Source organism: Acerihabitans sp. TG2, from assembly GCF_035013185.1.
In the GTDB taxonomy this organism is placed as follows: Bacteria; Pseudomonadota; Gammaproteobacteria; order Enterobacterales; family Enterobacteriaceae; genus Acerihabitans.
In genome coordinates this window covers 16,194-30,780 of the sequence record NZ_JAYGJO010000033.1, presented here as the reverse complement: position 1 = coordinate 30,780, position 14,587 = coordinate 16,194, and the positions used below count along the sequence as shown (strand labels likewise).

Genomic DNA, 14,587 nt, shown 5'->3' with positions numbered 1-14,587 from the left:
GAATCACACCACGATAACGATGAAAACACCATGATGAAAAACAGACTGATATCTACCCTGCTGCTGGCGTTGCTGCTCAGTGGCTGTGGCCTGACCCAGAGCGTGAGCGATGGCACCAAATCCGTTGCGAGATCCCTTTTCTATAAACAGGTGAAAACCCTGCATCTGGATTTTGTGGCCCGTGCCGAGTTAAACCCAGATGATGATGGCACCCCGCTGGCCACCAACGTGTGGGTGTACCAGCTTAAAGACAGCCAGGTGTTTGAAAAAGCGGATTACACCACGCTGCTGAGCAACGCCAGCAATGTGCTCAACACCTGTCTGCTGGCCGAGAAAGACGTGTGGATACGCCCTGGCAGCAATGTGTCGGTCACGGTGCCAATGGATGAGAGCGCGCAGTATGTGGCGATAGTGGCTCAGTTTCGCACGCCGGATAATCAGAAAGGCAGTTGGCGGATCGTCCTCACGCGCGATGAGCTAGACCCGGACAAGGCACGGGTGATTGAGTTTGTGCAGTCTGCGATGATACTGCAACCGGTGAAATAACCTACAGGTGAGGACAACAGCATGACCGGACAGACACGGGAATACGATGACTCCCTGACGATTTCTGTCTTCCCCCACCGAAAGGTGGGGTTTTTTTTGCCTTTCAATCACATCTTGCACCTGATAAAACAATGGGTAATTAATGAGCGATACCCTTTTATCCAGGATAAGCCGTTTAACGTTGAAGCGTGCTAATAATTGGGCGAAGTGATGGTGTGAACGGAATGTAATGCATTATCATGTGGTCTACATCAGCAAGATAGTCGGAACTTGCCTGACCTGAATCAATTCAGCAATGTGGAATTGTTATACTATTTTTAGTATAAGCCACAGGCGTCGCGTTAAGTGTAACCTGCAATATACCCGGCATAGTGTATTCTACATATTATATCTAAAGTTCAGAGGTAGTCATGATTAAGAAAATCGGTGTACTGACAAGCGGCGGTGATTCACCAGGCATGAATGCAGCGATCCGGGGCGTGGTACGTGCCGGTCTTTCCGAGGGATTGGAAGTTTACGGCGTCTATGACGGTTACCTCGGTTTGTTTCAGGATCGGATGAAAAAACTGGATCGTTATAGCGTGTCGGACATGATTAACCGTGGCGGTACCTTTCTCGGTTCAGCCCGCTTCCCGGAATTCCGTGAAGAGGGAACCCGGGCCATTGCCATCGAAAACATGAAGAAGCGTGGTCTGGACGCTCTGGTGGTGATCGGCGGCGACGGTTCCTACATGGGGGCCAAGCGTCTCACCGAAATGGGTTTTCCTTGTATCGGGTTACCCGGCACCATAGACAATGACGTGGCCGGCACCGATTATACCATCGGTTATTTTACTGCTCTGGAAACGGTGGTCGAGGCGATTGACCGCTTACGCGACACTTCTTCCTCACATCAGCGGATTTCCATTGTGGAAGTGATGGGACGTTACTGTGGCGACCTGACGCTGTCTGCTGCGATCGCCGGCGGTTGTGAATTTATCGTGATACCGGAAGTAGAATTTAAACCAGACGATCTGGTTTATGAAATTAAAGCCGGTATTGCTAAAGGTAAAAAACATGCCATCGTCGCGATTACCGAGCACATATGTAACGTCAGTGAATTAGCGTTATATATCGAAAAAGAGACCGGACGCGAGACCCGCGCTACCGTATTAGGCCATATTCAGCGTGGCGGTAGCCCGGTTGCCTATGATCGTATCTTGGCTTCGCGCATGGGTGCTTTCTCCATTGAACTGTTATTACAGGGTTACGGTGGGCGCTGTGTTGGCGTGCAAAATGAGCGGTTGGTTCACCACGATATCATCGATGCTATTGAAAACATGAAGCGGCCACTTAAGACTGACCTGCTGGAATGTGCCAAAAAACTGTATTGATAAACGCGATCGCACCTGGCCGGTTGATTTGCCGGCATTAAGGTGAGATCTCCCCGCGCGGATATGCCGTCGGCGCCAATGCCACGGCGTGTCTCTCATGCCCTGTCGCGACCAGAGCCTCAGCCCAGAGCCACTCGTGCTCATCTTTCCAACCTAAGTGCCTCGTGCCAACGCGTTATCTCTTTTGATTATATAAATTATTTTTTTATTCTTTAATCTGCGATCTAAAGTCTGACACTCTCTGGTGATACCTATTCTTTTATGAAAACTCTGGGGAGCGCAATGATGTCGACATGGCGGGCAGGTTTATTGCTGGTGTTATTATCAGGCAGTGCGATGGCACAGGACATTCAACTCTTGAATGTATCATACGATCCAACGCGCGAGTTGTATCAGGAATATAATGCCGCGTTCAGTCAATACTGGCAGGCCAAGACCGGCGATAAGGTCACCATCCGGCAATCCCATGGCGGTTCTGGCAAGCAGGCGTCGTCGGTGATTAACGGCATCGATGCGGATGTGGTCACGTTGGCATTGGCATATGACGTCGATGCGATTGCTGAGCGCGGTATTATTGCTAAAAACTGGATAACCCGTCTGCCAGACAACTCTGCGCCTTACACCTCCACCATTGTTTTTCTGGTACGCAAAGGTAATCCAAAACACATTCATGATTGGAATGATTTGATCAAACCGGGCATTTCGGTCATTACGCCCAATCCTAAAACCTCCGGCGGCGCGCGCTGGAATTATCTGGCGGCCTGGGGTTATGCCCTGCACCACAATAATAACGATCAAGCCAAAGCACAGGATTTTGTTAAATCCCTGTACCAGAATGTTGAGGTTCTCGACTCCGGCGCACGCGGTGCGACCAACACTTTTGTCGAGCGCGGTATCGGTGACGTATTGATTGCCTGGGAAAACGAAGCCTTGCTGGCGGTAAACACTGTGGGAAAAGGTCAGTTTGACGTCGTGGTACCCAGCGAATCCATTCTGGCGGAACCGACCGTATCGGTGGTCGATAAGATTGTCGATAAACGCGGAACCCGTGATGTTGCCACGCAATACCTGAAGTATTTGTATTCACCTCAAGGGCAGCGAATTGCTGCCAAGAACTACTATCGCCCGCGTGATCCGGTCATCGCTAAGGAATTTGCCAAAGAATTCCCGACGTTAAATTTGTTCACCCTCGCCGAAACCTTTGGTGATTGGCAGAAAGTGCAAAAAATCCATTTCTCCACCGGCGGCACCTTTGATCAGATTAATCAGCGCTAATGCGTGAACCGTGGCCGGAATAGATATTATCCCGGCCAGCCACCGTCTCTGGGCGACCTTGCCCCTATACGTCATCAATTCGTCGTCGTTATCATTCCGCCCATCGGCCTTGCGTATTGCCTAGGCCATATCCCGCCAACAGACTTTGCTCAGTTGCCAGCGAAACGTTTCGATGGTGATCACATTTTTACGCTCTGCCCGTTGTTAATTCCCTTGGTTTTGATTATTTTCATCACCAGCGAAACGTTTCGCTGGTAGGAGTCCATCATGAAAAAAGGGTTATTGTTGAACGCCGATATCTCCGCGCTCATTTCCCGCTTAGGGCATACCGATGAGATAGTGATTGCGGATGCCGGGCTGCCAATACCCGCAACCACCCAGCGCATCGATCTGGCGCTTACCCAGGGCTTACCGGCATTTTTGTCCGTGCTTGAGGTCGTCACCTGCGAAATGCAGGTTGAAAAAGCCATTATTGCGCAAGAGATGAAAACCAATAACCCACAGTTACACCACGCGTTACTGATGTTATTGAGCCAGCTAGGGCAGCGGCAGGGGAATACCATCGCCACAGAATATATCAGCCACCAGGCGTTTAAAACACGCACCGCGCTTAGCCGGGCGGTTATACGCACTGGGGAATGTTCCCCCTTTGCCAACGTTATTTTGTGTTCCGGCGTCACTTTCTGAGGCTTTTATGCAACCGTTACTGCAACTAACAGGCATTGATAAATCGTTTCCGGGGGTTAAGGCGCTTTCCGGCGCGGCGCTGACGGTATATCCCGGTCGTGTCATGGCCTTGGTAGGAGAAAATGGCGCCGGTAAATCGACCATGATGAAAGTCTTGACCGGGATTTACAGCAAAGATGCCGGTACACTTTTTTTTCGCGGCAACGACGTTACCTTCAGTGGGCCAAAGGCTTCCCAAGAAGCTGGCATCGGCATCATCCATCAAGAGCTGAACCTGATACCCCAACTGACTATCGCGGAAAATATCTTTCTTGGCCGCGAGTTTCTTAATCGTTTCGGCGGGATAGATTGGCCACAGATGTACCGTGAGGCCGACCGGTTACTGGCGCGCCTGAATTTACATTATGGTAGCCGTCGACTGGTGGGTGAACTGTCGATTGGCGATCAGCAAATGGTGGAAATCGCTAAGGTCATCAGCTTTAAATCCCAAGTCATTATCATGGATGAACCTACGGATGCCTTAACGGATACTGAAACCGCCTCGTTATTTAGTGTCATAAATGAGCTTAAGCAGCAGGGTTGCGGCATCGTTTATATCTCCCATCGGTTGAAAGAAATCTTTGAAATCTGCGACGACGTGACCGTCATGCGCGATGGTCAGTTTATCGCCGAGCGTCAGGTCAGTGAGTTACAGGAAGACGCGTTAATTGAAATGATGGTGGGGCGGCGTATTGAGGAACAATATCCTCGGGTCACGCTTACCCCGGGCGCGGAATGCCTGGTGGTCGATCATGTGTCCGGTCCCGGCGTGTTTGATGTCAGTTTCACCCTGCACCATAATGAAATCCTGGGTGTGGCCGGGTTAATGGGTGCTGGGCGCACTGAACTGATGAAAACACTCTATGGTGCGGCCAAACGGACCGGCGGCAGCGTGATGCTCGATGGGCGGGCTGTGATGGCCAAAACGCCGCAGGATGGGTTAGCCAATGGCATTGTTTATATTTCCGAGGATCGCAAGCGTGATGGTCTGATCCTCGGCATGTCGGTCAAGGAGAATATGACGTTGACCGCCTTGCGCTATTTTAGTCATCAGGCCGGTTGGCTAAAGCACACCGATGAGCAAGTGGCGGTGGGCGATTTTATCAATTTATTCCATATCAAAACCCCATCAATGAATCAGCCTATCGGCCTATTGTCAGGCGGTAACCAGCAAAAAGTGGCTATCGCTCGCGGTTTGATGACCCGGCCTAAAGTGCTGATCCTGGATGAACCGACCCGTGGCGTTGATGTGGGTGCCAAAAAAGAAATATACCAACTCATCAATCAGTTTAAGCAAGAAGGGCTCAGTATCATTTTGGTCTCATCCGAAATGCCCGAGGTTTTGGGTATGAGTGATCGGGTTATGGTAATGCATGAAGGGCGTTTAAGCGGCATCTTCCCCATAGAGCAAGCGACTCAGGAAGTGCTGATGGCTGCCGCTGTTGGCAAGCAATATCGATCTCAGCAGGAGAATCAGTGATGAATTCCCATACCCTCCCCGTTAAACGGCGGATCAGTAAAGCCTGGTTGTTAGAACAAAAATCATTGATCGCATTACTGGTGTTGATTGCCGTGGTCTCATCAATGAGTTCAAACTTTTTTAGCCTGAACAACGTATTCAATATTCTGCAACAGACGTCAGTGAACGCCATTATGGCGGTGGGCATGACATTGGTCATACTGACCGCCGGTATCGATCTTTCTGTGGGCTCGCTGTTGGCATTGACCGGTGCAGTTGCCGCGTCGGTGGTGGGTCTGGAAGTGAACGTCATGGTGGCGGTGGCGGCATCCTTGGCATTGGGGGCCGCAATCGGCGCCGTAACCGGGATTATCGTGGCCAAGGGTCGGGTGCAGGCGTTTATTGCCACCCTGGTCATGATGTTGCTATTGCGCGGAATTACCATGGTGTATACCAACGGCAGTCCGGTCAACACCGGTTTTACCGCCGTCGCGGACGCTTTTGGTTGGTTCGGTATCGGTCGGCCATTGGGCGTTCCTACGCCGATATGGATCATGGCTGTGGTGTTTATTGCGGCCTGGTACATGCTCAATCATACCCGCTTAGGTCGTTATATCTACGCCTTGGGGGGCAATGAGGCGGCTACCCGCCTATCGGGTATCAGTGTTGATCGGGTGAAAATCATTGTGTATTCACTGTGCGGGATGCTGGCGGCATTGGCAGGCGTTATCGAAGTCGCCCGCCTGTCGTCCGCACAGCCTACCGCCGGCACTGGCTATGAGTTGGATGCGATTGCTGCGGTGGTGTTGGGCGGTACCAGTCTCTCCGGCGGCAAAGGGCGCATTATGGGTACACTTGTTGGCGCGCTGATTTTGGGCTTTCTTAATAACGGACTGAATTTATTAAGCGTTTCTTCCTACTACCAGATGATAGTAAAAGCCGTGGTTATTTTGTTGGCGGTACTGGTAGATAACAAAAGCAGTAAATAACCTCTACTCGCAGGAATGATAAAGATGAAAATGAAAAAATTGGTCATGTTGATGTCTACCCTCGCGTTAAGCGCCACCTTAAGTGCCAACGCACTGGCAAAAGACAGTATCGCGCTGGTGGTCTCGACGCTAAATAACCCGTTCTTTGTTTCCATGAAAGACGGAGCACAGAAAGAAGCCAATAAGCTGGGTTACCAGCTGGTGGTCCTGGATTCACAAAACAATCCAGCCAAGGAGTTGGCGAACGTGCAGGATTTGACGGTTCGGGGCGTTAAGCTGATGCTGATCAATCCCAGCGATTCTGATGCGGTAGGTAACGCGGTGATGCTGGCCAATCAGGCGAAAATCCCGGTAATAACCCTGGATCGCAAGGCCAATAAAGGGGTAGTGGTGAGTCATATCGCCTCGGACAATCGGGTGGGCGGCAAGATGGCCGGTGATTTTATCGGCCAGAAACTGGGAAAAAATACCAAGGTCATCGAACTTGAAGGTATCGCCGGGACGTCCGTGGCGCGTGAACGCGGAGATGGTTTCAAGCAGGCGGCAGACCAGTATAAATTCACCATGCTGGCGAGCCAGCCCGCTGATTTTGACCGGACCAAGGGACTGAACGTGATGCAAAACCTGCTGACCGCGCATCCGGATGTGCAGGCGGTATTCGCACAAAACGATGAGATGGCGCTTGGTGCCATGCGCGCACTGCAAACGGTGAACAAAACCAATGTGCTGGTGGTGGGCTTTGATGGTACCGCTGATGGCATCAAGGCGGTACAGAGTGGCCGGCTTGCTGCTACCGTGGCTCAGCAGCCTGAGCAGATCGGGATTATCGGTGTTGAAACTGCCGATAAAATCCTAAAGGGTCAAAAGGTTGACGCGGTTATCCCTGTCGCCCTGAAATTGGTCACAAAATAACGTCGATCGAGATCGATAATTTGTCCATGCGTTATTTCCTGTTATCAGGCAATAACGCGTTTAATCAGGATAAAGGCGATGGGAATGAATAAGCTAGTGGTTCTTGGTAGTATCAATGCAGATCATATTCTCAACCTTGAACAATTCCCCCGCCCTGGCGAAACGCTGGTCGGCAAGCATTATCGGGTAGCGTTTGGCGGTAAAGGTGCCAATCAGGCGGTGGCGGCGGGGCGTAGTGGGGCAAATATCGACTTTATTGCCTGCGTGGGTGAAGATGATATCGGTGAGCGTATTCGTGTTCAGTTGCAATCAGACAATGTTAACATTAACGCCGTGCAACAGGCGGCGGGCACGACGACCGGCGTGGCGCTGATTTTTGTCAACGGCGACGGTGAAAATATGATCGGTATCGATCCTGGGGCTAACGCCGCGGTAACGCCGGATTATCTGGTGCGTTGCCAGCAATCGGTCATTGACGCTACCGCGCTGCTGATGCAGCTTGAGTCCCCCCTAGAGACTGTCATTGCCGCCGCGAAGTTGGCGCGGGATCATCAGACCCAGGTGATACTCAATCCAGCCCCGGCCCGGCAATTACCCGATGAATTACTGGCATTGGTGGATATCATCACGCCGAATGAAACCGAAGCGGAGCGCCTTACCGGCGTAAATATCAGTGATGATGCCGCTGCCGCACAGGCCGCACAGATACTGCACCAAAAAGGAATAACGACGGTCATTATTACCCTTGGTAGCCGTGGGGTATGGCTTAGCGAACGGGGCCACGGAAAACGGGTGCCGGGATTTAAGGTTAAGGCGGTTGACACTATCGCTGCCGGGGATACCTTCAATGGCGCGTTGATGACCGCGTTACTTGAGGGTAAGGATATGGATAATGCCGTTCAGTTCGCCCATGCGGCGGCGGCGATAGCCGTCACCCGTCCAGGTGCCCAGCCGTCGATTCCGTGGCGTGATGAAATTGATGCTTTTTTGCAGGGTTAGGAGCAGTTTTGGCCACCATGAAAGATGTCGCCCGCTTGGCGGGTGTTTCCACCTCAACAGTGTCGCACGTCATCAACAATAATCGTTTTGTTAGTGATACGGTGCGCGATAAAGTTCTGGCGGTGGTGGAACAGTTGAACTATGCTCCCTCGGCCCTTGCCCGTAGCCTGAAAATCAACCAAACCCATACCATTGGGATGTTGATCACCTCCAGTAATAATCCTTTTTATGCCGAAGTGGTCCATGGCGTAGAGCGCAGCTGTTATGAGCGTGGCTATAGCCTGATTTTGTGCAATACCGAGGAAGATGCCGACCGCATGAGCCGCAGCATGGAAACGTTGCTGCAAAAGCGTGTGGACGGTTTGCTCATCATGTGTACCGAAAATAACCAGCCTTCTCGTTTGGCGTTACGCCGCTATCCGTCATTACCCATTGTGATGATGGACTGGACACCGTTTGCCGATGCGCTGGACATCATTCAAGATAATTCATTGTTGGGCGGCTGCCTGGCCACCGAACATTTAATTTCCCGTGGTTACACCAAAATAGCCTGTATTGCCGGCCCGCAGAACAAAACTACCGCGCGCCATCGCCTGGAGGGTTTTCGTCTGGCCATGCAGCGCGCCGGTTTGGCTATTCCGGCCGGCTATGAGGTATTCAGTGATTTTGAATTTGGCAGCGGCGTCACCGCAATGCAGCAGTTATTAGCTTTGCCTCATCCGCCTCATGCGGTGTTCACTGGTAATGATGCTGCGGCGGTAGGTGTTTACCTGGCACTGTTTCAAAGTGGGCTATCGGTACCCAAGGATATGGCGGTGATCGGCTATGACGACATCGAACTGGCTAAATATCTTACGCCGCCGTTAACCACAATCAATCAGCCAAAGGACTCGTTGGGAGAGTTGGCTATCGATACGCTCATCTATCGGTTACAGCATCCCGATACCCAGCCACAGGTGCTGGTATTGACCCCTGAGCTGGTGGATCGCGCCTCGGTGGGTCGTTATGAGGGCGACTGATCGTCGGATAGGGAATCGCACAAAAAAAACCGGAAACCACAAGGTTTCCGGTCAGACTGCTGACAAACGTGCCCGCTAGCACGGCTTTGTCATCAAACTCACCGGAACCCCTGGGGTTTCCGGCATGTCTAGCCAGCTGATATCAGGCTTTTTGGGCTGCTGCCGCAGCTTTGACGATCACTGCGAAGGCATCGGCTTTTAGCGAAGCGCCACCCACCAGCGCGCCATCGATGTCCGGCTGGGTGAACAGTTCAGCTGCGTTGCTGGCATTAACCGAGCCACCGTACTGAATAATAACTTGTTCGGCAATGGCGGCGTCATGTTTGGCGATATGGCCGCGGATGAATTTATGCACCGCCTGGGCTTGGGCCGGCGTGGCGGATTTGCCGGTACCGATGGCCCAGATGGGTTCATAGGCGACGACGGTGTTTTCAAACGCTTTGGCGCCCATGGTATTTAATACCGCATCAAGCTGACGTGCGCATACGGCTTCGGTCTGGCCTGCGGCGTTTTCAGCTTCGCTTTCACCGATACACAGTACGGGGATCAGCCCAGCTTCTTTGAGTACGGCAAATTTCTCAGCGATAAACTCATCGCTTTCTTTATGATACGTACGACGCTCAGAGTGGCCGATGATAATATATTTCGCACCGATATCCTTAAGCATATTGGCGGAAACTTCACCAGTAAACGCACCGGACAGGTTGGTGTCCACGTTTTGGGCGCCCAGTGCCAACTGGCTGCCAGCCAGCGCGTGCTTGGCCTGGTCCAGATACATGACCGGCGGCGCGATAGCCACGCCACAGCCCACTACGCCGCTCAATTCACTGCGCAGTGCGGCGATCAAATCGTTAACTAAATGTTTGCTACCATTGAGTTTCCAGTTACCCATCACTAACGGATGTCGCATCTTATAATCTCCAATCAGGGAACGCGAAATAAAAAAATTGACCGTCTTTTCAGACAGTATGACCTGCTGTCAGTATAGAGAGAAAGCGCCTTGGTGGCTTTGTTTTTTGTCATAACCAGTGCCGATCAAGGTTCAGACATTGCCAACTTGATTGGCTCGACGGCAAAAGTGAGACTTTTATCACTGTTATCCGCGACGACGTAGCGGATCGCCCCCCCCAGGTACTGAAAAAACCGCGACCCCCGTCCTTTTGCCAGGAGATCGATGACCCGTGCCCGGCTTTGTTCCAGACCAAGCGTCGGTTCAAACTCACGCACTAGCGCTGCCATATAAGCGATGGCAACGGCGCGCGCCGCTTTTTCACCACTGCCTTCCACCGGCAGATAGGTTAACTGTAGGGTTTTTATTTTTCCGCTGCCCTTTTCCAGCGCGGTCGATGCGTAAAGAGTGTCATTTATTTTACTGGCGGCCCGGGTGAGATTTATCGTTTCGTCGTGGCTGTCGATGGAGCGGAACTCGCCGATGGGCAGTTGTGGATTGTGGCTATTGTATCTTTCACGAAATTTAACAATAGTCAGATCAAAGGTTGGCGCCCCTGCCACCAAGTAAGGTGCAGGGGAAGGCGGATTCGCTGGTGACACGGCTGCAGCAAAGGTGGAGAAGGTGCTGAGCAACGCAGTCGCTAAGAACACGTTTATCTTCACGGCCTGAGATGTCCTTGGGCGGAGGGTTCGGCTACGGTTCCGATGAGCGTTACCAATAATGTTCGCTGGTAATATGGCCTGGCTTGCGGCGCAAATGTTTACGCATTTCACGGGTTTCTTTTAATATTTGCTGAGTATCGCGTACCATTTGTGGGTTACCGCACAGCATAACATGGCAGGTCTGGGCATTTAACGGCAAACTCACCGCCGCTTCCAGCGAACCATCGGCAATCAGCGCCGGCACACGACCGCTTAGCGAGCCGGCAACCTCTTCGCGGCTTACCACGGTTTGTATATGAAGCTTGCCGTTATAGCGTTGCTGTAATTCAAGCATCAGCGGTAGGTAGCTGAGATCCCGTTCAAAACGCGCCGCGTGAACCAGTACAATATCTTTGAACCGATTCAGCCGCTCACCTTGTTGCAAAATCGACAAAAATGGACCCAAGGCGGTACCTGTCGCCAGCATCCACAACGTGTCGCATTCGGGGATCTCATCAAGCACAAAAAAGCCGGAGGCTTCTTTGGTTATCATCAATGTATCTCCCGGGGTCAATTCATGCAGCGGCGGGCTAAGCTTACCCTCGGGCACGGTAACCAGATAAAATTCAAGGTTGTCATTGCTCGGCGCGTTTACATATGAGTACGCCCGCTGCACGCGCTCGCCGTTAACTTCCAAACCCAGTTTGGCAAACTGCCCGGCGGTAAAAGAATCGACCGGTGCCTTGACGGTTAGACTGAATAAACTTTCAGTCCAGTGTTCCACATGTATGACTTTCCCGTTCACCCATTCGGCCATAACGATCTCTTCCCCCTAGTGCTTTCCAGCCGATACTTTGACCGGCAAATGATTCCCCACTCTGTCACAGCGGCTGATGATGGCAAAACCATTATCAGCTAAATCAACCAACGCTGCCAGTACGGGCAGCCGTCACCCCGACATCTTTCAGGCCGTAGGTGTGTGGGTTACGTTCGAACACAGTACACCCGTGTCATCGCCCGAACCAAGATTCACAGAATAAACGGATGCAAGGCTGGATCTTTTCGATCAAGATAATGGATGGCGGTGATGCGGCGGATGGTGCGGCTGTTACCACGGATCAGCAAGGTTTCCGTCGTGGCAATGTTTCCGTTACGGGTAATCCCATTGAGTAGGTCACCTTTGGTAATCCCGGTGGCGGAAAAAATGACGTTGTCGTTGCGGGCCATATCATCGAGCCGCAGTACGGTGTTGGCGGCAATGCCCATCGCGGCACAGCGGGCCAGTTCCTCAGCGCCAATGCGCCGATTATCTTCATTATCCCCTTTCACCTGGTCACGGGGTAATAACCGGCCTTGCATGTCACCGTCCATTGCCCTAATGACCGCCGCGGAAATCACGCCTTCCGGTGCGCCGCCGATGCCATACATAACATCAACCTCGTTATCCGGCATACAGGTCAAAATGGAGGCGGCTACATCACCATCGGGCACGGTAAACACGCGTACGCCCAGGCGTTGAAGTTCGGCGATGCAATCGTCATGACGAGGTTTGGCCAAGATGGCTACGGTAAGTTGCGTTAAGGGTTTATTGAGCCTGCGGGCAATGTTATGCAGATTCTCCGCCAGCGGCAGCGCGAGATCGATAGCACCTTTGGCGTCGGGGCCGACCACCAATTTTTCCATATACATATCAGGGGCATGCAGAAAAGCGCCTTTTTCACCGACCGCCAGGACCGCCAGGGCATTGGCTTGGCCCGCTGCCGTCATCCGTGTGCCTTCAATGGGATCAACTGCAATATCCACTGCATCGCCTTGGCCGGTACCTACCGCCTCGCCAATGTAGAGCATAGGCGCGTCGTCGATTTCGCCTTCACCAATGACAATACGACCGTCGATGCCTATCTGGTTAAGCATGATACGCATGGCCTGTACCGCGGCATTGTCGGCGGCGTTTTTATCACCGCGGCCAAGCCAGCTATATCCTGCCAGCGCGGCGGCTTCGGTAACCCGGGAGAACTCAATGGCTAATTCACGTTTCATGGCTAAACCTTGCGTTTTAACAGTAAGAGAAGTTTGCTGCAAAGTTTACCACAACCAACAACACTTCCGGACGGTAGGAACCGTCCGGAAGGTCTATCTCGTTGTTAAACCGGCTCAGGCCAACATTACTGGTCTGAGCGTTCTTCCCATGAACGAGCACGCTCAACTGCTTTCTGCCAGCCGCGATAACGAACATTGCGTTCCACCGTTTCAATGCTGGGCTTGAATTCACGTTCAATCACGGCTTTACTGCGAACTTCTTCCAGATCGGTCCAATAGCCTACCGCCAGGCCGGCCAGGTAAGCCGCTCCCAACGCGGTCACTTCCCTGACTAATGGACGTTCCACTCGGGTTCCCAAAATATCGGATTGGAATTGCATCAGGAAATTATTGGCCACCGCACCGCCGTCAACCCGTAAAGATTGTAACCTAGCACCAGAGTCTGCTTGCATGGCGTCCAGCAGATCGCGCGTCTGGAAGGCGATGGATTCAAGGGTGGCGCGAATAATATGGTTGGAGTTCACTCCGCGGGTCAGGCCGAAAATAGCACCACGCGCATAGGGGTCCCAATAGGGCGCGCCAAGGCCAGTGAACGCCGGCACCACATAGACTCCGTTGGTATCCTTGACTTTGCCGGCAAAATACTCGGAATCGTCGGCATCGCTGATCAATTTCATTTCGTCACGCAGCCATTGAATCGCCGCCCCGGCGACGAACACCGCACCTTCCAACGCATAATTCACCTCGCCACGTGGACCGCAGGCAATAGTGGTAAGCAGGCCGTGTTTTGATTGTACCGCCTCGGTGCCGGTATTCATCAACAGGAAGCAGCCGGTGCCATAGGTATTTTTGGCCATACCGGGCTGAACGCAGAGCTGGCCGTAAAGTGCTGCCTGCTGGTCACCGGCGATACCGGCGATCGGAATACGGGTACCACCCTTACCACCGATATTGGTCTCGCCGTAAATTTCCGATGAGGGGCGAACCGATGGCAACATGGACCGAGGCACACCTAAAATTTTCAGTAACTTATCGTCCCATTCCAGTTTATGGATATCAAACATCATGGTACGCGAGGCGTTGGTATAGTCGGTAACATGTACCCGGCCTTGAGTCATACGCCAAATAAGCCACGTATCAATGGTGCCGAAAAGCAGCTCACCACGCTCGGCTCGCTCTCTGGCACCCTCAACGTTATCCAGAATCCATTTAACTTTGGTACCCGAAAAATAGGGGTCGATAACCAGCCCAGTGGTCTGTCGGACATATTCTTCCAGTCCGTCCTCTTTGAGCCTTTCACACATGTCCGACGTGCGACGGCACTGCCAGACGATGGCATTATAAACCGGTTTTCCGGTCTCTTTGTCCCATACCACCGCAGTTTCGCGCTGGTTGGTAATCCCGATGCCGGCAATTTGGTCTGAGCGGATATCGGCTTTGGCCAACGCTTCTACCAGCGTTGAGCTTTGCGAAGCCCAAATCTCCATCGGGTCATGCTCTACCCAGCCTGGTTTGGGGTAGATTTGGGTAAATTCACGCTGGGAAACGCTAATAATATTGGCGTCATGATCCATGACGATAGCCCGCGAGCTGGTGGTTCCCTGGTCCAGAGCCACAATGTATTTTTTTTCTGATGACATAATATTATCCTGAAAA

At 52.2% G+C, this 14,587-nt stretch carries 14 protein-coding genes; 9 read left to right on the top strand and 5 right to left on the bottom strand.

The window, feature by feature from the left end; genetic code table 11:
• Nucleotides 1-33 precede the first annotated feature (33 nt).
• The 9 genes from tssJ to rbsR all read left to right on the top strand — a co-directional run bounded on the left by tssJ (nucleotide 34) and on the right by rbsR (nucleotide 9,298).
• Nucleotides 34-546, top strand: coding sequence for a type VI secretion system lipoprotein TssJ (gene tssJ, locus SJI19_RS21385; RefSeq protein ID WP_416347584.1), 513 nt, complete (start codon nucleotides 34-36; stop codon nucleotides 544-546).
• A gap of 410 nt (nucleotides 547-956) precedes the next feature.
• Nucleotides 957-1,919: a 6-phosphofructokinase gene (gene pfkA / locus SJI19_RS21380; RefSeq protein ID WP_323480286.1), complete on the top strand. Its 963-nt coding sequence runs from the start codon at nucleotides 957-959 to the stop codon at nucleotides 1,917-1,919.
• Between the two features lie 285 nt (nucleotides 1,920-2,204).
• Nucleotides 2,205-3,194, top strand: coding sequence for a sulfate ABC transporter substrate-binding protein (locus SJI19_RS21375; protein ID WP_323480302.1), 990 nt, complete (start codon nucleotides 2,205-2,207; stop codon nucleotides 3,192-3,194).
• 267 nt (nucleotides 3,195-3,461) lie between these two features.
• A complete protein-coding gene (gene rbsD / locus SJI19_RS21370) occupies nucleotides 3,462-3,881 on the top strand; it encodes a D-ribose pyranase (protein ID WP_323480285.1) in 420 nt (139 codons plus the stop codon).
• A 7-nt stretch (nucleotides 3,882-3,888) separates the two neighbouring features.
• A complete protein-coding gene (gene rbsA, locus SJI19_RS21365; RefSeq protein WP_323480284.1) occupies nucleotides 3,889-5,400 on the top strand; it encodes a ribose ABC transporter ATP-binding protein RbsA in 1,512 nt (503 codons plus the stop codon).
• Nucleotides 5,400-6,368, top strand: a complete 969-nt coding sequence (gene rbsC, locus SJI19_RS21360) for a ribose ABC transporter permease (RefSeq protein WP_323480301.1) — start codon at nucleotides 5,400-5,402, stop codon at nucleotides 6,366-6,368. Before rbsA ends, rbsC begins: the two co-directional genes overlap by 1 nt.
• 24 nt (nucleotides 6,369-6,392) lie before the next feature.
• Nucleotides 6,393-7,280: a ribose ABC transporter substrate-binding protein RbsB gene (gene rbsB / locus SJI19_RS21355; RefSeq protein ID WP_323480283.1), complete on the top strand. Its 888-nt coding sequence runs from the start codon at nucleotides 6,393-6,395 to the stop codon at nucleotides 7,278-7,280.
• A gap of 78 nt (nucleotides 7,281-7,358) precedes the next feature.
• Nucleotides 7,359-8,279, top strand: coding sequence for a ribokinase (rbsK, locus tag SJI19_RS21350; RefSeq protein ID WP_323480282.1), 921 nt, complete (start codon nucleotides 7,359-7,361; stop codon nucleotides 8,277-8,279).
• A gap of 8 nt (nucleotides 8,280-8,287) precedes the next feature.
• Entirely contained in the window at nucleotides 8,288-9,298 is a 1,011-nt protein-coding gene (gene rbsR / locus SJI19_RS21345) for a ribose operon transcriptional repressor RbsR (RefSeq protein WP_323480281.1), read from the top strand.
• 142 nt (nucleotides 9,299-9,440) lie between these two features.
• On the opposite strand, the gene tpiA is transcribed toward rbsR, so the two are convergent.
• From tpiA to glpK, 5 genes are all read right to left on the bottom strand, one after another.
• A complete protein-coding gene (tpiA, locus tag SJI19_RS21340; RefSeq protein ID WP_323480280.1) occupies nucleotides 9,441-10,208 on the bottom strand; it encodes a triose-phosphate isomerase in 768 nt (255 codons plus the stop codon).
• A 125-nt stretch (nucleotides 10,209-10,333) separates the two neighbouring features.
• Nucleotides 10,334-10,882, bottom strand: coding sequence for a DUF1454 family protein (locus tag SJI19_RS21335; RefSeq protein WP_323480300.1), 549 nt, complete (start codon nucleotides 10,880-10,882; stop codon nucleotides 10,334-10,336).
• A gap of 79 nt (nucleotides 10,883-10,961) precedes the next feature.
• On the bottom strand, nucleotides 10,962-11,708 hold the full coding sequence (fpr, locus tag SJI19_RS21330) for a ferredoxin--NADP(+) reductase (protein ID WP_323480279.1): 747 nt from the start codon (nucleotides 11,706-11,708) through the stop codon (nucleotides 10,962-10,964).
• A 212-nt stretch (nucleotides 11,709-11,920) separates the two neighbouring features.
• Complete coding sequence (gene glpX / locus SJI19_RS21325) at nucleotides 11,921-12,931, bottom strand: class II fructose-bisphosphatase (RefSeq protein WP_323480278.1); 1,011 nt, start codon at nucleotides 12,929-12,931, stop codon at nucleotides 11,921-11,923.
• 125 nt (nucleotides 12,932-13,056) lie between these two features.
• The gene (glpK, locus tag SJI19_RS21320) at nucleotides 13,057-14,571 is read right to left on the bottom strand and encodes a glycerol kinase GlpK (RefSeq protein ID WP_323480277.1); all 1,515 of its coding nucleotides are present in this window, start codon (nucleotides 14,569-14,571) and stop codon (nucleotides 13,057-13,059) included.
• Nucleotides 14,572-14,587: the final 16 nt, after the last annotated feature.

Coding starts and splice junctions, on each gene's coding strand:
- tssJ (WP_416347584.1), top strand. CDS start 34: ATGAAAAACAGACTGATATCTACCCTGCTGCTGGCGTTGCTGCTCAGT.
- pfkA (WP_323480286.1), top strand. CDS start 957: ATGATTAAGAAAATCGGTGTACTGACAAGCGGCGGTGATTCACCAGGC.
- SJI19_RS21375 (WP_323480302.1), top strand. CDS start 2,205: ATGTCGACATGGCGGGCAGGTTTATTGCTGGTGTTATTATCAGGCAGT.
- rbsD (WP_323480285.1), top strand. CDS start 3,462: ATGAAAAAAGGGTTATTGTTGAACGCCGATATCTCCGCGCTCATTTCC.
- rbsA (WP_323480284.1), top strand. CDS start 3,889: ATGCAACCGTTACTGCAACTAACAGGCATTGATAAATCGTTTCCGGGG.
- rbsC (WP_323480301.1), top strand. CDS start 5,400: ATGAATTCCCATACCCTCCCCGTTAAACGGCGGATCAGTAAAGCCTGG.
- rbsB (WP_323480283.1), top strand. CDS start 6,393: ATGAAAATGAAAAAATTGGTCATGTTGATGTCTACCCTCGCGTTAAGC.
- rbsK (WP_323480282.1), top strand. CDS start 7,359: ATGGGAATGAATAAGCTAGTGGTTCTTGGTAGTATCAATGCAGATCAT.
- tpiA (WP_323480280.1), bottom strand. CDS start 10,208: ATGCGACATCCGTTAGTGATGGGTAACTGGAAACTCAATGGTAGCAAA.
- fpr (WP_323480279.1), bottom strand. CDS start 11,708: ATGGCCGAATGGGTGAACGGGAAAGTCATACATGTGGAACACTGGACT.
- glpX (WP_323480278.1), bottom strand. CDS start 12,931: ATGAAACGTGAATTAGCCATTGAGTTCTCCCGGGTTACCGAAGCCGCC.
- glpK (WP_323480277.1), bottom strand. CDS start 14,571: ATGTCATCAGAAAAAAAATACATTGTGGCTCTGGACCAGGGAACCACC.